At 63.0% G+C, this 21,117-nt stretch carries 18 protein-coding genes; 12 read left to right on the forward strand and 6 right to left on the reverse strand.

The genetic code is table 11. The annotated features are described in order from the left end of the window. Positions 1 to 75 precede the first annotated feature (75 nt). The gene (gene rpmE, locus AC1Q6J_RS11505) at positions 76 to 303 is read right to left on the reverse strand and encodes a 50S ribosomal protein L31 (RefSeq protein WP_002717151.1); all 228 of its coding nucleotides are present in this window, start codon (positions 301 to 303) and stop codon (positions 76 to 78) included. 163 nt (positions 304 to 466) lie between these two features. Between rpmE and AC1Q6J_RS11510 the strand changes: the two genes are divergently transcribed. Further along, positions 467 to 2,347, forward strand: coding sequence for an ABC transporter ATP-binding protein/permease (locus AC1Q6J_RS11510; RefSeq protein WP_492279457.1), 1,881 nt, complete (start codon positions 467 to 469; stop codon positions 2,345 to 2,347). 12 nt (positions 2,348 to 2,359) lie between these two features. Here AC1Q6J_RS11510 and AC1Q6J_RS11515 read toward each other — a convergent pair whose 3' ends face one another. Continuing rightward, complete coding sequence (locus AC1Q6J_RS11515) at positions 2,360 to 3,211, reverse strand: enoyl-CoA hydratase (protein ID WP_492279458.1); 852 nt, start codon at positions 3,209 to 3,211, stop codon at positions 2,360 to 2,362. 123 nt (positions 3,212 to 3,334) lie between these two features. Further along, on the reverse strand, positions 3,335 to 4,168 hold the full coding sequence (locus tag AC1Q6J_RS11520; RefSeq protein ID WP_492279459.1) for an oxidoreductase: 834 nt from the start codon (positions 4,166 to 4,168) through the stop codon (positions 3,335 to 3,337). 120 nt (positions 4,169 to 4,288) lie between these two features. On the opposite strand from AC1Q6J_RS11520, the gene AC1Q6J_RS11525 reads away from it, so the two are divergent. The 4 genes from AC1Q6J_RS11525 (at position 4,289) to AC1Q6J_RS11540 (ending at position 7,347) form a co-directional block, all read left to right on the forward strand. Beyond that, the gene (locus tag AC1Q6J_RS11525) at positions 4,289 to 5,176 is read left to right on the forward strand and encodes a LysR family transcriptional regulator (RefSeq protein WP_492279460.1); all 888 of its coding nucleotides are present in this window, start codon (positions 4,289 to 4,291) and stop codon (positions 5,174 to 5,176) included. A 132-nt stretch (positions 5,177 to 5,308) separates the two neighbouring features. After that, a complete protein-coding gene (locus AC1Q6J_RS11530) occupies positions 5,309 to 5,938 on the forward strand; it encodes a LemA family protein (protein ID WP_492279461.1) in 630 nt (209 codons plus the stop codon). Between the two features lie 27 nt (positions 5,939 to 5,965). Continuing rightward, complete coding sequence (locus tag AC1Q6J_RS11535; protein WP_492279462.1) at positions 5,966 to 6,835, forward strand: TPM domain-containing protein; 870 nt, start codon at positions 5,966 to 5,968, stop codon at positions 6,833 to 6,835. A 14-nt stretch (positions 6,836 to 6,849) separates the two neighbouring features. Then, entirely contained in the window at positions 6,850 to 7,347 is a 498-nt protein-coding gene (locus tag AC1Q6J_RS11540) for a TPM domain-containing protein (protein ID WP_492279463.1), read from the forward strand. 129 nt (positions 7,348 to 7,476) lie between these two features. Here AC1Q6J_RS11540 and putA read toward each other — a convergent pair whose 3' ends face one another. Continuing rightward, positions 7,477 to 10,485, reverse strand: a complete 3,009-nt coding sequence (putA, locus tag AC1Q6J_RS11545; RefSeq protein WP_492279464.1) for a bifunctional proline dehydrogenase/L-glutamate gamma-semialdehyde dehydrogenase PutA — start codon at positions 10,483 to 10,485, stop codon at positions 7,477 to 7,479. Positions 10,486 to 10,709: 224 nt separating this feature from the next. On the opposite strand from putA, the gene AC1Q6J_RS11550 reads away from it, so the two are divergent. After that, positions 10,710 to 11,288, forward strand: coding sequence for a hypothetical protein (locus AC1Q6J_RS11550; RefSeq protein ID WP_492279596.1), 579 nt, complete (start codon positions 10,710 to 10,712; stop codon positions 11,286 to 11,288). Positions 11,289 to 11,427: 139 nt separating this feature from the next. Here AC1Q6J_RS11550 and AC1Q6J_RS11555 read toward each other — a convergent pair whose 3' ends face one another. Together AC1Q6J_RS11555 and AC1Q6J_RS11560 are read right to left on the reverse strand one after the other, a co-directional pair. Next, positions 11,428 to 12,981, reverse strand: a complete 1,554-nt coding sequence (locus tag AC1Q6J_RS11555) for an acyl-CoA synthetase (RefSeq protein ID WP_492279465.1) — start codon at positions 12,979 to 12,981, stop codon at positions 11,428 to 11,430. Between the two features lie 136 nt (positions 12,982 to 13,117). Next, entirely contained in the window at positions 13,118 to 14,290 is a 1,173-nt protein-coding gene (locus AC1Q6J_RS11560) for an acetyl-CoA C-acetyltransferase (protein WP_492279466.1), read from the reverse strand. Between the two features lie 139 nt (positions 14,291 to 14,429). Between AC1Q6J_RS11560 and AC1Q6J_RS11565 the strand changes: the two genes are divergently transcribed. The 6 genes from AC1Q6J_RS11565 (at position 14,430) to AC1Q6J_RS11590 (ending at position 21,058) form a co-directional block, all read left to right on the forward strand. Continuing rightward, the gene (locus tag AC1Q6J_RS11565) at positions 14,430 to 15,152 is read left to right on the forward strand and encodes a TetR family transcriptional regulator (RefSeq protein WP_492279467.1); all 723 of its coding nucleotides are present in this window, start codon (positions 14,430 to 14,432) and stop codon (positions 15,150 to 15,152) included. Positions 15,153 to 15,228: 76 nt separating this feature from the next. Beyond that, positions 15,229 to 16,353, forward strand: coding sequence for a CaiB/BaiF CoA transferase family protein (locus AC1Q6J_RS11570; protein ID WP_492279468.1), 1,125 nt, complete (start codon positions 15,229 to 15,231; stop codon positions 16,351 to 16,353). A gap of 43 nt (positions 16,354 to 16,396) precedes the next feature. Further along, complete coding sequence (locus AC1Q6J_RS11575) at positions 16,397 to 17,155, forward strand: SDR family NAD(P)-dependent oxidoreductase (protein WP_492279469.1); 759 nt, start codon at positions 16,397 to 16,399, stop codon at positions 17,153 to 17,155. A gap of 4 nt (positions 17,156 to 17,159) precedes the next feature. Then, the gene (locus AC1Q6J_RS11580) at positions 17,160 to 17,969 is read left to right on the forward strand and encodes an enoyl-CoA hydratase/isomerase family protein (RefSeq protein ID WP_492279470.1); all 810 of its coding nucleotides are present in this window, start codon (positions 17,160 to 17,162) and stop codon (positions 17,967 to 17,969) included. Positions 17,970 to 18,025: 56 nt separating this feature from the next. Beyond that, entirely contained in the window at positions 18,026 to 19,900 is a 1,875-nt protein-coding gene (locus tag AC1Q6J_RS11585; protein WP_492279471.1) for an AMP-binding protein, read from the forward strand. Between the two features lie 30 nt (positions 19,901 to 19,930). Continuing rightward, the gene (locus tag AC1Q6J_RS11590; RefSeq protein WP_492279472.1) at positions 19,931 to 21,058 is read left to right on the forward strand and encodes an acyl-CoA dehydrogenase family protein; all 1,128 of its coding nucleotides are present in this window, start codon (positions 19,931 to 19,933) and stop codon (positions 21,056 to 21,058) included. Positions 21,059 to 21,117: the final 59 nt, after the last annotated feature.

Here is a 21,117-nt window from a genome sequence, read left to right on the forward strand (position 1 = left end):
GGCATTCCCCAAACGAAAAACGCCCCTGCGCAAGCGGGGGCGTTTTTGTATTGAATGCCGGAATTCCGGGAAAGATCAGTCCTTCTTGAGGAAGCCCGAAAACTTCTTCTGGAAGCGCGAGACGCGGCCGCCGCGATCGAGGATCTGCTGGGTACCGCCGGTCCAGGCCGGATGCGACTTGGAGTCGATATCCAGGTTCAGGGTGTCGCCTTCCTTGCCATAGGTCGAACGGGTCAGGTACTCGGTCCCGTCGGTCATGACGACCTTAATTGTATGATAATCCGGGTGAATTTCGGCTTTCATGGCAAATCCTCTGGCGCCGTGCGCCCACAGATCGGGAATGTTCGGGACGAATTTGGCCGCTCTATATCGCAGGACAGCCTCTGAAACAAGCCGAGAACGTCATTTGCCAGCGCCCGTCATGGGGCCTATTTGAGGGCCAGAAAGCAACACGGCGGCCGATCGGATGAGTGCAGTGGAACGCGTTGAGGACCCGGGTTTGCCATCCGCGCAGGCGCGCGAAGTGGCGGCCGTCAAAGGGGGCTCCGCCGCGTCCGCCGGGCAGACGCCTGATGCGCCGGAGCCGCCACAGAAGAAGTCGCGCGGCGTGAAGCTGCGTCCGCTGCTGGCGCTGGCGCCTTATGTCGCGCGCTATCGCGGACAGGCTTTAGCGGCGCTGGTGGCGCTGATCGTCGCATCCGCCGCGACGCTGGTGGTGCCGCTCGCCGTGCGCCGCATGATCGATTTCGGCTTCAGCCCCGAAGGCATCGCGCTGATCAACAGCTACTTCGCGGTGATGATCGCGGTGGTGGCGGTACTCGCCTGCGCCAGTGCCGCGCGCTACTATCTTGTCATCACGCTGGGCGAGCGCATTGTCGCCGATCTGCGCCGGGATGTGTTCAGGCATCTGACGTCGCTGTCGCCGTCGTTCTTCGATACCGCGCATAGCGGCGAACTGGTTTCGCGCCTGACCGCCGACACCACACAAATCAAGTCCGCGGTCGGTGCGTCGGTCTCGATCGCGCTGCGCAATCTCGTGCTGTTCGTCGGCGCCTCCACGATGATGGTCGTCACCAGCCCGAAGCTGTCCGGCATCGTGCTCGCGGTGATCCCGCTGATCGTGCTGCCGCTGGTCGCCTTCGGCCGCCGTGTGCAGAAACTGTCGCGCGGTGCGCAGGACACGCTGGCGGAGGCCTCGTCCTATGCCTCCGAACTGATCGGTGCGATCCGCACACTGCAAGCCTTCACCAATGAGCGCCTCGCGGAAGCGCGGTTCGGCGGCGAAGTCGAGCGGGCTTACGTCGCCGCGCGCAACTCGACGCGGGCGCGCGCGTTTCTGACCGCCACGGTGATTTTCCTGATTTTCGCCAGCGTCGTGGCGATCCTCTGGATCGGATCGCATGATGTGTTGACCAACCAGATCAGCGCCGGGCGTCTCGGCCAGTTCATCCTCTATGCGGCCTTCGCCGCAGGCGCGCTCGGCGAGCTCAGCCAGGTGTGGGGCGAGATCTCGCAGGCCTCCGGTGCGTCGGAGCGGCTGTTCGAAATCCTGCGCATCAAGCCGGATATCGCCGCTCCCATCAATCCGCGCCCATTGCCGGTCCCGCCGCGCGGCGACGTGGCGTTCGACAATGTGCGGTTCTCGTATCCGACGCGGCCGGATCATCTTGCGGTCGACGGCGTCTCGTTCGCGGTGAAGGCCGGCGAGAAGGTCGCGGTGGTCGGCCCGTCAGGTGCGGGCAAGAGCACGCTGTTCCATCTGTTGTTGCGGTTCTACGATCCTGCGAGCGGTGTGATCTCGGTCGACGCCGTGCCGATCCGCGAGGCTGATCCCTCCGCGGTGCGGTCGCGCATTGCACTTGTACCGCAAGATTCTGCGGTGTTCGCGACCAGCGCCCGCGAGAACATCCGGTTCGGCCGTCCCGACGCCAGCGATGCCGAGGTCGCGCGTGCGGCCGATCTGGCTCATGCCACCGAATTCATTACGCGCCTGCCGCTTGGGTTCGATACGCAGCTTGGCGAGCGCGGCGTGACGCTGTCCGGCGGTCAGCGCCAGCGCATCGCGATTGCGCGCGCGATCCTGCGCGATGCGCCGCTGTTGCTGCTGGATGAGGCGACGTCATCGCTCGATGCCGAGAGCGAGACTCTGGTGCAGACGGCGCTGGAAGAATTGATGAGCCATCGCACCACGCTGGTGATCGCGCATCGTCTTGCGACTGTGCTGTCCTGTGACCGCATTCTGGTGATGGAGCAGGGACGCATTGTCGAGCAGGGAACGCATGCCTCGCTGGTCGCGGCCAACGGCCTTTACGCGCGCCTCGCACGTTTGCAGTTCGAGGGCATTTGATTTCCCCACAAATTAGCTGCGCTTGAACACCGGCTTGCGCTTTTCCACGAAGGCCTTCACGGCTTCCTTGTGATCCGCGGTGCCTGCGGATCGCACCATGCGCTCGGCTTCGTGATCGAGCGAGGTCAGGAAGTCGTTCATCAGCGCTTCGTCGAGATTGTCTTTCAGGAAGCGCAGCGCTGTCGTTGGACCCTCGGCAAGCTTCTTTGCCCATGCAAAGGCTTCCTCGCGCAGCTTGTCGTCCGGCACCACGCGGTTGACGATGCCGAGTGCTTCGCAGCGTTTTGCGTCGATCTTGTCGCCGAAGAACATCAGCTCGCGCGCGCGTGACGTGCCGACAAGGCGCGTCAGAAGCCATGACATGCCGTAGTCGCCGCTGAGCCCGATCTTCACATAGGCCGTGGTGACGAAAGCGGACTCCGCGGCAATGCGCAGATCGCACGCCAGCGCCAGCGAAAGTCCGGCGCCCGCAGCGGGACCGGGCAGCGCCGCGATGGTCGGCTTGCGGACATTGACCAGCGCGCCGGTCAGCGTGCGCTGGCGTTCCTGCAAGCGCACGACTTTCTGGTCGAATGTCAGCTCCGGTGCATTGCTGCTGCCGGGTTTCCCGCCCATGCCTTTAACATCGCCGCCGGCGCAGAACGCATCGCCCGCGCCGGTGATGAGGAGAGCGCCGACGTTCGGGTCTTCGCCGCAGAGCTTGATCATACGGCGAAGTGCCGGCGTCAGATTGTCGGAAAGCGAATTGCGCGCCTGCGGACGGTTGAGCGTGATGACGGCAACGCGGTCGCGCACTTCGCAGAGAAGTTCGTCCGTGCCGGTGTCGATCACAGTTTGGGATGATGCAATCGCGATGGCGGTCATGGTTGCTGTTCCAATGCCGGGTTGGTTTCGAATTGGAACTGTGAACGTAACCACGGCCGATTTCCAGTGAAACCTCGCGCAACGCTGTCATGTGGCGCGAGGTTCGAGGCATGTTCGGCAACATCATGCATTGGTCCAGTCGGTCGATACTGCGACATCGCGCCAGGCGGCAAGCTCCTTCTCCACATGCGCATGCTTGGCTTCGATGCGCTCAACCGTGTCGCTGCCGAGCGGCAGGCGTGTCGGAGGTGTGTTGGTGTCAACCAGTTTCATGAATGCCGCCGCAAGCTTCGACGGATCGCCGCGCTGGGCATGATTGACGTCGGCGGCCACATTGCGGGTTTTGCCGACGGTGTCGATGTAATCGGGTATCTCCTGACGGGTTCGCGACAGCGACTGATCGTCAAGGAAATCGGTGCGGAAGAAACCTGGCTCGACCACCGTTACATGAATGCCGAGCGGCGCCAGTTCAGCGTGCATCGCTTCGCTGAGGCCTTCCACCGCAAATTTCGTCGCACCGTACACGCCCCATCCCGGATAACCGGCATAGCCGCCGACAGACGAGATATTGATGACGTGGCCCGAGCGCTGGCGGCGCATATGCGGCAGCACGGCGCGGGTGACGTTGAGCAGGCCGAACACGTTGGTGCCGAACACCCGCTGCGTCTCTGCATCGCTGGCTTCCTCCACGGCGCCGAGCAGGCCGAAGCCGGCGTTGTTCACCAGCACATCGATCCGGCCGAATGTCTTTACGGCGGCGCCTGCGGCCTCGTGGGCCTGTGCTTCGTTGGTGACGTCGAGCTTCACGGCCAGCAGCCGCTCGTGCGAGCCGAACTGCTTGGTGACGGTTGACGGGTCGCGCGCGGTTGCGACAACCGCGTCGCCTTGGGCGAGTGCCTCCGCCGTGATCCGTGCGCCGAAACCGCGAGATGCTCCTGTAATGAACCAGACGCGCATGATTTTCTCCCTTTTCGCCGGGGACGGGATCGTCCGCCGGCTGATGGGAGGAAACTAGCGGGTATCCATTGATGAGATAATCTCGTATAATTTCCGTAAGCTAGTGAGGAAAATTCATTAATGGCGCGCGTGGATTCATCCGATCTGGCGGGTTTTGTGGCCATCGCCAAACACCGCAGCTTCAAGGCGGCGTCGGTCGAACTTGGCGTGACGCCCTCGGCGCTCAGCCACGCTTTGCGGACAGTGGAGGAGCGGCTTGGCCTGCGGCTCGTCAACCGGACCACCCGCAGTGTGGCATTGACCGAGGCGGGCGAGCGCCTGTTCTCCCGCATCAGCCCGGCATTTCGCGACATCGACGACGCGCTTGAAGACCTCAACACCTTCCGCGGCAAACCCGCCGGAACATTGCGGATCAACTCGGCGCGGCAGTCGGCGCGTCTTGTGCTGATCCCGCTGATCACGAAATTCCTCAAGGCCTATCCGGATATACACGTCGATCTCGTCATTAACGATGCGCTTGTCGATGTGGTGTCGGCGGGATTCGACGCCGGCGTGCGTTTCGGCGAGACCATCGCCACTGACATGATCGCAGTGCCGGTCGGGCCACGCCATCGTTTCGCGGTGGTTGGCTCGCCGGGATATTTCAAGGCGCACAAGCCGCCAGTAACGCCGCATGACCTGAGCAGGCTGCCGTGTATCCGCTACCGGTTTTCGAGCGGTTCAATGTATCGCTGGGAATTCGAGCGCGGCGGCATCGAGTTGGATATCGAGGTCGATGGTCCGCTGACGCTCGGGGATCAGGATCTGATGCTGGAAGCGGCGCTCGATGGCGCTGGTCTTGCTTATGTGTTCGAGGCACAGGCCGGGCAATTGATCGCCAAGCGCAAGCTGGTGCGCGTGCTGGCCGACTGGTGTCCGGCCTACCCTGGATTCTTTCTATACTATCCGAGCCGGCGGCAGGTTCCTGCTGCGCTGCGCGCATTCATCGACTATTCAAGAGCAAAGTAGCTAAAAAGCGAACGAGCGGGGCAAGATGACCCGGGCAGACGGGGCGTGTATGCTCGCCGTCACACGGCCGCGCTAAGGTCGCTCGCTTGTTCTCTCATTCTGCCGGCGTTCGGCGTTTTACTGGAGATATTCATGCGCAAGATTTTGACGGTCCTCGCAGCGCTCGCGTCGCTGAGCCTCACCAATTGCGGATACAATGCGATCCAGCAGAACGACGAGTCGGTGAAGTCGGCATGGTCCGAAGTCGTGAACCAGTATCAGCGCCGCGCCGATCTGGTGCCGAACCTCGTCAACTCCGTCAAAGGTTTTGCCCAGCAGGAAAAGGATGTGCTGCTCGGCGTGACCAATGCGCGCGCCAAGGTTGGCGGCGTGCAGGTGACCCCGGAAGTGCTGAACGATCCGGCGGCGTTGCAGAAATTCCAGGCGGCGCAGAGTGAACTGACCGGAGCGCTGTCGCGGCTGCTGGTGGTGACGGAGAATTATCCGCAGCTGAAATCCGACCAGTTGTTCCGCGATCTGGTTGCCCAGCTTGAAGGCACCGAGAATCGGATCGCCGTCGCGCGTAATCGCTACATCAAGGCAGTGCAGGATTATAACGTCGGCATCCGCACCTTCCCGAATAACCTGACCGCGATGGCGTTCGGCTACAAGGAAAAGGCTAACTTCACCGTGGAGAATGAAAAGTCGATTTCCACGGCGCCGAAGGTTGATTTCAACGCGCCGTCGCCGGCTGCTCCCGCGACACCCGCGCCCGCCAAGTAAGGGAAGAGGGAATAGCGGACACCCGCGATGAAAGCGGCAAAGGCGGCCATTCTCGCGTTCATGCTGTGCTGGGCGTTTGCCGGTGCGACGTTTGTTGCGCGGGCGGACGTTGCGGTGCCGCCGCTGACCGGGCGCGTTGTCGATCTGACGGGAACGCTATCGGCCGATCAGGCCGCGGCCCTCGAACAGAAACTGAAGGCTTTCGAGGATCGCAAGGGCAGCCAGCTTGCGGTGCTGATTGTGCCGACCACGCAGCCGGAAACCATCGAGCAGTATTCGCTCCGCGTGGCCGAGCAGTGGAAGCTTGGGCGCAAGAGGGTCGACGACGGTGTGCTTCTGATTATCGCCAAGAACGACCGCAAGCTGCGCATCGAAGTTGGCTACGGTCTTGAAGGCGCTCTCAACGACGCCACCTCGAAGCGCATTATCGACGAGATCATCACGCCGAAGTTCAGGAGCGGCGACTTCGCCGGCGGCATTTCGGATGGCGCGGACCGTATCCTGAAAGTGATCGATGGCGAGCCGCTGCCTGCGCCGAAGCCAGAAGGCGAGATGCCGGACCTGAGCGCGATCGGCGAGTACTTCCCGTTTCTCTTTATTATCGTGCTGGTCGGCGGCGGAATTTTCAGGGCGATCTTCGGGCGGCTGCTGGGCTCGCTGGTGGCTGGTGGCGGCGTTGCCCTCTTCATCTGGTTCTTCCTTGGTGTGTTGCCGATCGCCGCTATCGGAGGAATGATCGCCTTTGTCGTGACGCTGATCGGCGACACGCTCGTGTCATCCGGAGGCCGTGGCGGCTACGGCGGCGGATTCAGTTCCGGCGGTTCGAGCAGTTCCAGCGGTGGGTTCAGCGGAGGCGGCGGCAGCTTCGGCGGCGGCGGCGCGTCGGGCAATTGGTAGCCAAGAGCACAGCAATGGGCATCAAACGCATCGGCAAACATCTTCTTCTCAACCGCTGGCGAGTGCGTCGCGCGTTCCCGCGCCAGGCGCTGGCCAATATCGAGAAGGCCATCAAGGCCAGTGAAGCGGCCCATGCCGGTCAGATCCGCTTTGTGGTGGAAGGCGCGCTCGATGGCGCGCCTCTGTTCAAGGATCAGCCCGCGCGTGAGCGCGCCATCGATGTGTTCGCTCAGCTTCGGCTTTGGGACACTGTGAACAACAACGGCATTCTGATCTATCTGCTGCTTGCCGACCGCGACGTCGAGATCGTCGCCGACCGCGGCATCAGCGAAAAGGTCCAGCAGGCGGAGTGGGAGAAAATCTGCCGCGTCATGGAGGCGGAATTCCGCTCCAGGAATTTCGAGGGCGGAGTGCTGAAAGGCATCGCGGCGGTGACCAGGCTTCTGGCGAAGCATTTCCCGGCCAGCGGCGCGCATGGCAACGAACTGCCAGACAAGCCGGTGGTGCTGTAGGAGCCTGTCACAAATGAGAGGTGTCATGCGCGGGGCTGAACCGCGCATCCATCATTCTTCAGAAGATTTTCGAAGCGAATGGATTGCCGGGGCAAGCCCGGCAATGACGAACTGTGTTTGCTTTCCGCGCTACTCTTCCGTCATCAGCCCGACATTGCCGCCCGCAGCCGCGGTGTTGATCGTCACCGTCTGCTCGGTGGCGAGACGTGGAAGATAATGCGGCCCGCCGGCCTTCGGCCCTGTTCCCGACAGGCCATGCCCGCCGAACGGCTGCACGCCGACCACCGCGCCGATCATGTTGCGGTTGACGTAGACGTTTCCCACCGCGAGCCGCTCCACCGTGGCCTCGACCGTGTCATCGATGCGCGAATGAATCCCCAGCGTCAGGCCGTAGCCGCTGGTGGCGATTGATTGCAGTACATGCTCGAAATCCGCCGCCTTGTAGCGCACTACATGCAGAATGGGACCGAACACTTCCTCTGTCAGTTGCTCCGCATTTTCCAATTCGAAGATATGCGGCGCGACGAAGTTGCCTGATGCGGACGCGTCGCCCGCGAAATGAACGCGTGCAGTGGCTTTCATCCGCGCGATGTGGGCATCGAGGCGTTCTTTCGCCTCGGCATCGATCACCGGCCCGACCTGGGTGGCAGGATCGCGCGGATCGCCGACCTTCAGTTCACCCGCAGCTCCGGCGATAATCTCGATCATGCGGTCCGCGACATCGTCCTGCACGAACAGCAGCCGCAAGGCCGAGCAGCGCTGGCCGGCGGAACGAAAGGCGGACGTCACCACATCGTCGGCAACCTGCTCGGGCAGCGCTGTCGCGTCGACGATCATGGCGTTGATGCCGCCGGTCTCCGCGATCAGCGGCACGATCGGGCCGTCCTTTGCGGCGAGAGTACGGTTGATCGAACGTGCGACGTCGGTGGAGCCTGTGAAGACGACGCCGGCGATGTTGTCATGCGCGACCAGCGCCGCGCCGATATTGTCGTCACCCTGCACAAGATGGAGCGCCGAATCCGGAATGCCAGCCTCATGCAGCAGCATCACGGTTTCCGCGGCGATGCGCGGGGTCTGTTCGGCGGGCTTCGCCACGACAGCGTTGCTTGCCATCAGGCAGGCGGCGGCCTGGCCCAAAAAAATTGCCAGTGGAAAATTCCATGGCGAGATCGCCACCATGACGCCGCGTCCGCGCAGTCGTAGCGTGTTGCTCTCGCCGGTGGGGCCGGGAAGCGGCATGCCGTCGCCGAACAGCTTGCGGCCTTCGATCGCATAATAGCGGCAGAAATCGATTGCCTCGCGCACCTCGGAGACCGCATCGTCGATGGTCTTGCCGCCTTCGGTTTGCAGCAGCGCGACGAAGCGCGGCATTCGTTGCTCCAGGAGATCGGCGGCGCGCTCCAGCGCGGTGGCGCGGGTATCGGCGGATGTCCGGCTCCAGAAGGCGAAGCCGGTGCGCGCCAGCGCGACCGCTATCGCAGCGTCTTTCTCGGAGGCGTCGTTGTCACCGCTTGAAGGCGTCACTACACCGTCAACCGACGCCAGCAAGGCGCCAAGCGCGGCGCGCTCTCCGAACTCGACGCCTTTTGAATTGATCCGCGGCAGATACAGTTCGCGCGGCAACGGCAGGCGGGTGTTGCGGGCCCGATCAGGCGTTGCGATGATCCGTTCCGGCCGCTCCAGCAGCGTCGCGACCGGAACGCTGTCGTCCGCCGCCAGCGCCACAAAGGACGAATTGGCGCCGTTCTCCAAAAGCCGCCGCACCAGATAGGCCAGCAGGTCGCGATGGCTGCCGACCGGCGCATAGATGCGGCATGCGAGATCCGGCTTGTCGGCATGAAGCTGCGCATAGAGCGCGTCGCCCATGCCGTGCAGCCGCTGAAATTCGAAGCTGTCGTCATCGCCCGCGAGCTCAGCGATGGTCGCCACCGATAGCGCGTTGTGGGTGGCGAATTGCGGAAAGATGCGCGGGCGCAGGCCGAGCAGTTTTCGCGCGCAGGCAATGTAATTCAGGTCGGTCATCGCCTTGCGGGTGAAGACAGGATAGCCGTTGAGCCCGCGTTCCTGCGCGCGCTTCACCTCCGTGTCCCAATAGGCGCCCTTCACGAGGCGCAGCACCATGCGGCGGTCATGCCGCGCGGCGAGATCGTGGATGTGATCGATTACCGCCTCGGCGCGTTTCTGATACGCCTGCACGGCGAGGCCGAATCCGTTCCAGCCTGCCAGCGAAGGGTCCGCGAACACCGCGCCGATGACGTCCAGCGACAGTTCGAGGCGATCCGCTTCCTCGGCGTCGATAGTGAAGTTCATGTTGTGCGCCATGGCGCGGCGCGCGAGATCGAGCGTGAGCGGCACCAGTTCGGCCATCACCCGCGAGCGGCTGAGCGCCTCATAGCGCGGATGCAGCGCCGACAGCTTCACGGAGATTCCCGGCCGGTCCGGGTGAGGCCTGTTGCCTGCGGTGCGGCCGATGGCCTCGATCGCCGCGGCATAGGACTCGAAATAGCGTGCGGCATCGGCTGCGGTGCGCGCACCTTCGCCGAGCATGTCGAAGGAATAGCGATAATGGTGGTAGGGGCCATCGTCGTCCGCCGCGCGCGCGAGTGCGGCGTCAATGGTTTCACCCAGCACGAAATGATTTCCCATCAGCCGCATTGCCTGCCGGGTCGCGGTACGCACGGCGGGAAGACCGATCCGCTTGGCGATCAATCCGACAGTGCCGAGCGGCGTCTCACCCGGCTGGATCACGCGCGCGGACAGGCCGAGCGCCCAGGCCGACGCATTGACCAGCAGCGCACTCGATTTGGTGCGGTGATGGGCGAAGTCGCCCTGACCGAGTTTATCCTCGATGAAGCGGTCGGCAGTGGCGGTGTCGGGGACACGCAGCAGCGCTTCTGCCAACACCATCAGCGCAAGACCTTCCTTGGTCGAGAGCGCGAATTCGCGCAGCATGTCCTCCACGCCGCCGAAGCCGCCATCCTCCGCGCGCACGGCCTCGATCAAACGCGAGGCGGTGCGGTCGATGCGGGCATTCTGTTCGGCGGCCAGCGGCGGCGTCGCCAGCAGGCGCGCGGCGATCTCGCCGTCATCGGGCGCGTAGGGCGCTGAAAAGGGTGGAATGTCGTCGAACCCGGGCATGACGTCATGCTACGACGCAAATGCCGAACCCGGAAGCGGCTGGTTCCGCCAATTCCCGCTCATGCAAGGACATTATTTCTTCGCGCGAATGTTGGTGCTGGGCGCGGCCGGGCTGTTGATTGCGCGGCAAATCCGTCATACTTCTGCGCAGCTCATTTTTCAGGGTTCCTGCGTTGTTCAAGCTGATTTTCCCGGCCATTGTGATCGCGGCGGTGTTCGGCATCATGGTCGATGCGCAGCCGCTGTCTGCCATGCAGCTTAGTCCGCAGCAGAGCGAACTCTACACCTCGGTGTCGATCAATCCGCCGTCATCGTCGGAAATGACGATCTGCTACGGCTTCGTCTGCCGCCGCCGCGCGACGCTCGATTTCACGGCGGCCGACCGCAAGGCGCTGACGCAGATACTGGCCGCCGGCAAGGCGACCGCGGTGGCCGAGCGGGCGGCAATCCAGAAAGCCGTGATCTGGTTCGATCGCCGGGTTGCCCCGATGGTCGGTACCGCGGGGCGCGTGTCGCGTGCCGACATCCGCAGCGGAGCGGACGCGAAGAATTTCGACTGCTGGGACTCGACCCGCAACGTATCGAGCTTCCTGCTGGTGTTGCAGGAGTGGGGACTTCTAAAGCATCACACCGTTGGCAATCCGCGCTATCGGGGAAACATTCTCGCGATGCAGTTGCCGCACAACACGGCGGTGATCGTGGAAAAGGAAAGCCGGATCGAGTGGTCCGTCGATATGTGGACCACGCGTTATCTTCAGCCGCCCGACGTCATGCTCGTGGAGCAGTGGCTGAAGGAAGAGTGAGTCTCTCTAACCTCTCCCCGTTTGCGGGGAGAGGTCGGATCGCGTCAGCGATCCGGGGTGAGGGGCTTTGTTTGAATTTCGCATGTGCGTTTGCCCCTCACCCCGACCCTCTCCCCGCAGGCGGGGAGAGGGAGCAGGCTTACGCCTGCGCCGGCGTCTTCTTGACCTTCGCCCAATACTTGTCGCGCAGGTGACGCTTCACCAGCTTGCCGGTTGGCGTGCGCGGCAGCTCGGCCTCGAAGTCCACGCTCTTCGGACATTTGATCGGCGACAGATGCTGGCGGCAGAACAGGATCAGCTCCGCTTCGAGCTCCTTGCCGGCGCGTGACATATCATGCGGCTGCACCACGGCCTTGACCTCTTCGCCCATTTCCTCGTTCGGAACGCCGAACACCGCGACGTCGGCGACGGCCGGATGTGAGATCAACGCGTCCTCGGTTTCCTGCGGGTAGATGTTCACGCCGCCGGAAATGATCATGTAGGCCTTGCGGTCGGTGAGGTAGAGAAAGCCGTCATTGTCGAGATAGCCGACGTCGCCCAGCGTCGACCAGCCGCGGTCGTTGTAGGCGCGCTGGGTCTTGTCGGTGTCGTTGTGATAGGCGAACTGTGGGCCTCCTGCGAAATACACTGTGCCGGTTTCGCCAACAGGCAGTTCAGCGCCGTCGTCGTCGAGAATTTTCACCTCGCCGACCACTGCGCGACCGACGGTGCCGCGATGCGCCAGCCAGTCTTTCGATGTGGACACCGTGACGCCATTGCCCTCGGAGCCTGCGTAATATTCGATCAGGATCGGTCCCCACCAGTCGATCATCTTTGCCTTGACGTCGGCGGGGCAGGGCGCCGCGGCATGGACCGCGCCCTTCAGCGACGATGTATCGTATTTCGCGCGCACGTCATCCGGCAGCTTGAGCATGCGCACGAACATGGTCGGCACGAGCTGCGACTGCGTCACCTTGTACTTCTCGACTAGCGCCAGGAATTCCTCGGCATCGAACGATTCCATGATGATCGAGGTGCCGCCAAGTGCCGCCGACATCATGTTGAAGCGCAGCGGAGCGGCGTGATAGAGCGGCGCCGGCGATAGATAGATGCTCTCGTCCGTCATGCCGCACATGTTGCCGCAGAGCAGCTTCAGCAGCGGATTGGGCACCAGGATCGACGGCTCGGTCAGTGGACGCTTGATGCCTTTCGGGCGTCCTGTGGTGCCCGACGAATACAGCATGTCGTAGCCGGCGGATTCATCGGCGATCGGTGTCGCGGGCTGTGTTGCCAGCGCATCGTCCCACGAGCGAAATCCGGGATGCGAGCCGCCCGCGATAAAGAACATGGGCTTGTCTGCGGCATTGGTCAGCAGCGGCGCGACAGATTCCACACACTTCGGCGTGGTGATGACGATCCTGGCGCCGCAATCCTTGACGATATAGGCGATCTCGTCGGCGGTGAGATAGCGGCTGATCGCCGTGTAATAGAGTCCGCTGCGCTGCGCGGCCCAGCAGATCTCCATGAAGACCGGGGTGTTTTCCATCAGCAGCGCGATGTGATCGCCCTTTTGCAAGCCGAGCGAACGAAACAGTTGCGCGCCCTGGTTGGAACGGCGGTCGAGTTCACGGTAGGTGACGGCTTCGCCGCTCCTCGCCATCTGGTAGGCGATCTTGTCCGGCGTGTTCTGGGCGTGAATCGAAGGATGAGACATGACGTTTCCTCGGTGCTCCCGATGCATCGGCGGCTTGTGCCGCTCGTTCGTTGGGTTTTGAAAGGTCCGATGCTGCGGTTGATACCCGTCAGCAAAAAAAGGGCGGGTCATGAACCCGCCCTTTCAAAGTCGTTGCTTACAGCCGCTCGACGATGGTCACGTTGGCCATGCCGCCGCCTTCGCACATGGTCTGGAGACCGTAGCGCTTGTTGCGCTGTTTCAGCGCGTTGATCAGCGTCGTCATCAGCTTGGTGCCGGAGCCGCCGAGCGGATGGCCGAGCGCGATGGCGCCGCCATTGACGTTGAGCCGTGCCGGATCGGCTCCAGTGTCCTTGAGCCAGGCGGTTGGCACCGAGGCGAAGGCTTCGTTGACCTCGAACAGATCGATGTCATCGATCTTCATGCCGGCTTTCTTCAGCGCGCGGTGGGTCGCGGGCAACGGCGCCTCCAGCATGATGATGGGATCGCCGCCGATCATGGTCATGTGATGGATACGCGCCAGCGGCGCGATGCCGAGCGCCTTCAGGCCCTTCTCGTTCACCACCATGACGCCTGACGCGCCGTCGCAGATCTGGCTGGCGCTGGCAGCGGTGAGCTTGCCGTTCTCGGCAATCGTCTTGACGCCGCGGATGCCTTCGATGGTGGCATCGAACCGGATACCTTCGTCGATGCTGTGAATATCGCTCGAGCCGTCCTCGCGCGTGAACTTGAGCGGAACGATTTCGTCCTTGAACGCGCCAGCCTGGGTGGCGGCGATCGCCTTTTGGTGGCTCTGGTAGGAGTACTGGTCGAGGTCTTCCTTCGCCAGGCCGTACTTCTCCGCCATCATTTCAGCGCCGGTGAACTGGCTGAACTGGATGTTCGGGTATTGCTTCTGGATATTCGGGCTCATGTAGGTGCCGAAGCCGTTCTTCGCGGCCAGCGTTGCCGGAAGTCCCATCGGCACGCGGGTCATACCCTCGACACCGGCGGCGATCACGATGTCCATCGAGCCGGCCATCACCGCCTGCGCGGCGAAGTGCAAGGCCTGCTGCGACGAACCGCACTGACGGTCGACCGAGGTGCCGGGTACGCTCTCCGGGAGCTTGGAAGCCATCACCGCGTTGCGGGCGACGTTGTTCGACTGCTCGCCGGCCTGCATGACGCAGCCCATGATCACATCTTCGATCTGGGCGGGATCGACACCGGTGCGGTCCACCAGCGAATCCAGCACTGAAGCTGCGAGATCGACTGGATGCCAGCCTGCGAGGCGGCCTCCCTTGCGTCCCCCTGCGGTGCGGGCGGTGGCAACGATATAGGCTTCAGCCATAGTGATACTCCCTGATGGATTGTTTTCGGTTGGGCGCGATTAAAGGCGCGGTGCGAGATTTAGTCAATCGGTCAATTAACTCTTGAGCGCGGCCCGATCATCGGGTTAGCTGGTGGCCCGTTATGTCCCGAGACCGCGCATGTCACCGACCCTGACCGCCAAAAAGCCGCGCCGGCCGCCGTCGAAGCAGGTTCCCGAAAAGGAAACCGTGCCGATGAATGCTACGGCTGCGAAATTACTGGTGGCCGCCGGCGATCTGATGATCGAGCGGAACTCGACCGAGGTGTCGCTGAGCGAGATCGCGCAGAAGTCGGGCGTCAACGCCGCGCTGGTGAAGTATCACTTCGGCAACAAGGATGGTCTGTTGCTGGCGTTGCTGGCGCGCGACGCCGCCGCGGAAATGACGAATCTGGCTTTTGTGCTCGATCAGCCGATTTCGCCGACGGAAAAGATGCGGCGGCATATCGCCGGCATCATCAATGCCTATTACCGCGTGCCATATCTGAGCCGGCTGATTCATCTGCTGCTGCATCAGGGCAGCGAGGCGACTTCAAAAGAAGTCCATCGCTTCTTCATTGATCCGCTGTTCGGCTTCGTGCGCGGCCTGCTCGAACAGGGCGTTGAAGCCGGCGAATTCCGCAAGGTCGATCCGGCGCTGTTTTACATCAGCCTCAACGGTGCCTGCGACAACCTGTTCTACGGCCGTCAGATGAATGCCCGATTCCTCGGGCCGACTGGCATCACCGACGAGGTCAGGCGTCAATACATCAGGCACATGACGACATTGTTCCTCGGCGGATTGCTGACGGACAAGGCAGGCATGTCCTTCGACACAGAAGGATCGTCGGCCGGCAAGGGGTGATAGAATTCTGTCAGTTAAAAAGCGGCGTTGTATCTGTCGCGCAAACAAGAAGACGTGAATTCGGGAGAGAAAACAGATGAAGGATCGTTCGGCGGCAACAGGTCCGCTGCGTGGCGTGCGCGTTATCGAGTTCGCAGGCATCGGACCAGGCCCGTTCGCCTCGATGCTGTTGTCCGACATGGGCGCGGACGTCGTGTCGATTGCGCGGCCCGGACAGGGCAAGCGCGATGTGCGTGATTTCGTCAATCGCGGGCGGCGCGTCATCGAGCTGGATCTGAAGAACCCGGCTCACATCACGCAGGCGCTCGATCTGATTGCATCGGCGGATGTGCTGATCGAAGGTTTCCGGCCGCAGGTGATGGAGCGTCTCGGTCTCGGGCCCGACGTTGTGCTGAAGCGCAATCCGAAGCTGGTTTACGGCCGCATGACCGGCTGGGGTCAGGAAGGACCGCTGGCGCAGGCAGCGGGTCATGACATCAATTACATCGCTATTACCGGCGCGCTCGATTCATTCCGCGCCGCCAACGGCGAAACTGTCTCGCCGCTCAATCTTGTCGGCGATTACGGCGGTGGCGCGATGTATCTCGTCGTTGGCGTGCTGGCGGGCGTGATCGAAGCGCGCGCGTCGGGCAAGGGTCAGGTCGTGGATGCCGCGATGTGCGACGGCGTCTCCAGCATGCTGACCATGTTCCACAGCATGAAGGCGACCGGGCGCTGGACCGATCAGCCGCGCACCAACCTGCTCGACGGCGGCGCGCCTTTCTATCGCACCTATCAGTGCAAGGACGGCGGGTTCATGGCGATCGGCGCGCTCGAGCCGCAGTTCTATGCGGAGTTGCGCAAGCTCGCCGGGCTCAGTGAAGACTGTTACGACGCGCAGATGGACCGCAAGGGCTGGCCGAACCTGCACGAAAAGATGGCCGCGCTGTTCAAGACCAGGACGCGCGATGAATGGGCGGCGATTCTGGAAGGCTCGGACGCCTGCGCCGCCGCGGTGCGCGGCCTGTTCGACGCGCCGTCACATCCGCACCTAGCCGCGCGTCAGACCTTCGTCAACGTCGACGGCCATGTGCAGCCCGCACCTGCGCCGCGGTTCTCGCGCACGCCATCAAACATTCAGGGCTCGCCGGCGGTGCCGCCGATCGATGCCGCCGAAATTCTTTCGCAGTGGTCGCAACCGGCCACAGCGAAAGCGTCCTGAAGTCATCACGACTTAACAATCCGTCACACGAGGAAAACGACTTATGCAGCTCAAGGATGTTTCAGTACTCATCACCGGCGGCGGTTCAGGCCTGGGCGCGGCAACGGCGCGCGCGATGGCCGCGAAGGGCGCGAAGGTCGCCGTCATCGATATGAACAAGGACGGCGCGGAAGCCGTCGCCAAGGAGATCAAGGGTCTCGCGCTGGTCGGTGACGTTTCGGAAGAAGCGCCGGTCAAGGAAGCCATCGCGAAGGCTGAAGCCGCGCACGGCACCATCCGCGTGCTGGTGAATTGCGCCGGCATTGGCGGCGCGGTGAAGACCGTCGGCAAGAACGGCGCCTATCCGCTCGATCATTTCTCACGCGTCATCAAGGTCAATTTGATCGGCACGTTCAACTGCATCCGTCTCGTCGCCGAGCGCATGCAGACAGCCCCGCCAATCGGTGAAGAGCGCGGCGTGTGCATTAACACCGCCAGTGTTGCTGCTTTCGACGGCCAGATCGGCCAGGCGGCGTACTCTGCATCGAAGGGTGGTATCGTCGGCCTGACACTGCCGGTCGCGCGCGATCTCGCCTCGATGAATATTCGCGTCATGACCATCGCGCCCGGCCTGTTCCTGACGCCGCTGCTGATGGGCCTGTCGGAAGAAGCGCAGAAGAGCCTTGGCGCGCAGGTGCCGCATCCGGCGCGCCTTGGCGATCCGAGCGAGTACGCCCAACTCGCGGTTGCGATTGTCGAGAATCCGATGCTGAACGGCGAAACGATCCGTCTCGACGGCGCGATCCGCATGGCGCCCCGGTAACGCCGTGACCGCAACGCCTCTGCTTGTCGAGCACGACAATGGTGTGGACTGGGTGACCCTCAATCGCCCGGACAGCCTGAACGCGCTCGACGATCAGATGGTCGATGCGTTGAATCAGTACTTCGGCGATCTGGCGCGCAATACACGCACCCGGATCGTCGTGCTGAAAGGGGCCGGTCGGGTATTCTGCGCCGGCCTCGATCTCAAGGAGGCGATGAGCCGGCGTCCGCCAGGCGCGCCGCCAGCCAGCGTGGCCGATGCGCTCGATCACCAGCGCTCGATCGCCGACATCGTGATGCTGATGCGGCGCTGTCCGCAGCCGATCATAGCGCTGGTGCAGGGCGCCGCCTCCGGCGGCGGCTTTGCGCTAGCGCTGGCTGCGGACATCCGGATCGCGGCGAGATCGGCGCGGATGAACTGCGCTTTCATCCGGCTCGGGCTCGGCGGCTGCGATATCGGCACCAGTTATTTCCTGCCGCGTCTGGTCGGCGTGTCGGTGGCCTCGGAACTGATTCTGACCGGGCGCTTCATTCATGCCGAGCGGGCGCATGCTGTCGGTCTTGTGTCCGAAGTGGTGGATGACGGCGATCTCGATGTTGCGGCTGCGCCCTATATCGAATCCATGCTGGCAGCATCCCCACTCGGTCTGAGGCTCTCCAAGGAGTGCCTCAACATGAGCGTCGATGCGTCCTCGATCGAAGCCGTGATCGCGATGGAGGACCGCAACCAGGTGCTGACCTCGCGGTCGGAGGATTTCAAGGAAGGTGTGCGCGCCTTTCTGGAGAAGAGGAAGCCGATCTACCGCAATATGTAATTGCGGACGAACAAACAGAAAGCCTCACAAGAGGCCACGTTCCAGGGAGAAGCGAAGTGAACGCGGAGACGGCAACGGTACTCACGAAGCCCGCATTCCGGAAAATCGACTGGTTGCCGCGCGATATCGATGTCGAGCGGCGCGCTGACGGCGTGATCGTCCTGAAGTCCCGGTTTCCGCTCGATCCGTATGAACCGCATATTCCCGCCTCGGTGGCGAAGTGGGCTGCCGCGCGTCCCGACCACATCTGGCTGGCGCAGCGCAGAGGCCCCGAGCGGCAATGGCACAAGGTCTCATACGGTGAAGCGAAGCGGACCATTGATGCGCTGACGCAGGCGCTGCTTGACATGAAGCTGCCCGCCGGTCGTCCGGTTGCGATCCTGAGCGGCAACTCCATCGAGCACGCGTTGATGACGCAGGCGGCGATGCAGGCGCGGGTTCCGGCGGCGCCGGTGTCTCCGGCCTATTCGCTGATGAGCCAGGATCACGCCAAACTGAAATACCTGTTCGGTCTTGTGCAGCCTGCGGTGGTGATGGTGCAGGATGGCGCGATGTTCGAAAAGGCGCTGGCTGCGCTTGATCTTGATGGCATCACGGTGATCCATGTCGATCGCGCGCCCGCGAACATCAAGAGCGTTTCCTATGCCGATCTCGCCGCGACGCCGGTGACGCCCGCAGTCGCGGACTCGATCGCGCAAATCGCGCCGGACACAGTCGGCAAGCTGTTGTTCACCTCGGGCTCCACGGGGATGCCCAAGGCCGTCATCAACACGCAGAAGATGATGTGCGCCAACGCCCGCATGATGATGCAGGTGCGGCCGCGTCCCGACGACGCGCCCGACGGGATCTATCTCGACTGGATGCCGTGGAATCACACCATGGGCGGCAATGCGCTGTTCAATGTGGCGCTGACCGAAGGCGGCACGCTGTATATCGACGATGGCCGTCCGGTGCCCGGCCAGTTCGAGGAAACGCTGCGCAACCTGCGCGAGGTTTCGCCGACCTACTATGCCAACGTCCCGGCTGGCTACGCGGCGCTGGCGGCGGTGATGGAAAAGGACGATGCGCTGTGCCGCTCGTTCTTCAGGGATCTCGGATTGCTCGCCTATGGCGGCGCGCGGCTGCCCGACGATCTTTACGATCGCTTCCAGGCGCTGGCGGTGCGCACCACCGGCGAACGCTTTGTGTTCTATACCGGCTGGGGCTCGACCGAGACCGCGCCGACATCCACCGGCACCTATTGGGACACCGAGCGCGTCGGCCTGATCGGTCTGCCGTTTCCCGGGGTCGAGTTGAAGATGGTCCCGGTTGGGGCGCAGTACGAATTGCGGCTGCGCGGAGTGAATGTAACGCCGGGATATTACGGCCAGCCCGAACTGACGCAGAAGGCCTTCGACGAGGAAGGCTTCTACTGCATCGGCGATGCCGGTGTGTTCGTCGATCCGAAGGATCCAGCGCAGGGCCTGATTTTTTCGGGCCGGGTGGTCGAGGATTTCAAGCTCACAACGGGGACGTTCGTTCTGGTCGGCGCGCTGCGCACCGATGCCATTGCCGCGGCGTCGCCGGTTGTTCAGGACGCGCTGGTGGCGGGACAGGATCGCCCCTTCATCGGTCTTCTGGCGTGGCCCAATCTCGACTCCTGCCGCCGGCTGATCGAAGACATGAATGCGTCGATGGACATGGTGGTGAATCATCCCAAAGTCCGCGCACATCTGCGCGAGGGATTGTTGGCGCACAACAAGGCCATCAACGGCGTGAGCAGTATGAAAATTGCCCGTGCCATGCTGATGGCGGAGCCGCCGTCCATCGACGGCAATGAACTCACCGACAAGGGTTACATCAACCAGCGCGCGGGGCTTGAGCGCCGCGCCGCGCTGGTGAAGCAACTCTATGCAGACCAGCCGGGGCCGGACGTCATCGTTCTCGGATAATTTTCACATTCACAACACGAGTCAAACCAGATGAACTTTGAATTCTCGGACGACCAGAAACAATTGCGCGACCAGGCGCGGCGTTATCTTAGCGAACATTCGCCGCCGAAGGCGGTGCGCGCCGTGCTGGAAGGCAAGGCGCCTTATGACGAGGCGCTGTGGAAGGGCCTCGCGGAGATGGGCTTTCTCGGTGTCGCTATTCCGGAAGAATTCGGCGGCGCGGGCGCGGGACACCTCGAACTATGTGTGATCGCCGAGGAAATGGGTCGCGCGCTGGCGCCGGTGCCGTTCTCGTCAACCATTTATCTCGCCGCGGAAGCCATCATGCTCGCGGGCAGTGATGCTCAGAAAGCGAAGTGGCTCCCGAAGATCGCGTCGGGTGAAGCCATCGGCACGCTGGCGCTGTTCGAGGGCGTCGGCAATCCGTCGCACAAGGCGATCAAGGTCTCGGCATCGCAGGGCGCGATCTCCGGCATCAAGACGCCGGTGGCGGATGGCGCGATTGCGGATTTCGCAATCGTCGCAGCGCGCACCGGATCGACCGGCCGCGAGACTGACATCGGATTGTTCATTGTCGATCTGAACGGCGAGGGCGTGACGCGCAAGGCGCTCGCCAATCTCGATCAGGCGCATGGCCAGGCCGAGATCACGTTCGACCGCGGCAAGGCGGAGCCGCTCGGCGCGACCAGCGAGGGCTGGAGCATCCTGACCCGCGTGCTGGACCGCGCAGCCGTGCTGATGGCGTTCGAGCAGGTCGGCGGCGCCGACCGCGCGCTGGAAATGGGCCGCGATTATGCGCTCGACCGCATCGCCTTCGGCCGCCAGATCGGCTCGTTCCAGGCGGTGAAGCACATTCTTGCCGACATGTATGTGTCGGCGACGCTGGCGCGCTCCAATTGCTACTACGGCGCGTGGGCACTCTCGACCGACGCCGCGGAATTGCCGGAAGCAGCGGCAACGGCCCGCATCAGCGCCACGCAGGCGTTCCAGCACTGCGCCAAGAACAACATTCAGGTGCATGGCGGCATGGGGTTCACCTGGGAATTCGACTGCCATCTGTATTACCGGCGCGCCAACGTGCTCGCGCTGTCGCTCGGAAGCGCGACCTACTGGGAAAACCAGTTGATCGACCGCCTGCGCTTCAAGAACGCGAGTTGAAGATCACGTCATTCCGGGACGCTCGTCTTCGAGCGAACCCGGAATCCAGTTGAGACAAG

Source organism: Afipia sp. MLSD5-FHT05B12, assembly GCF_058793355.1.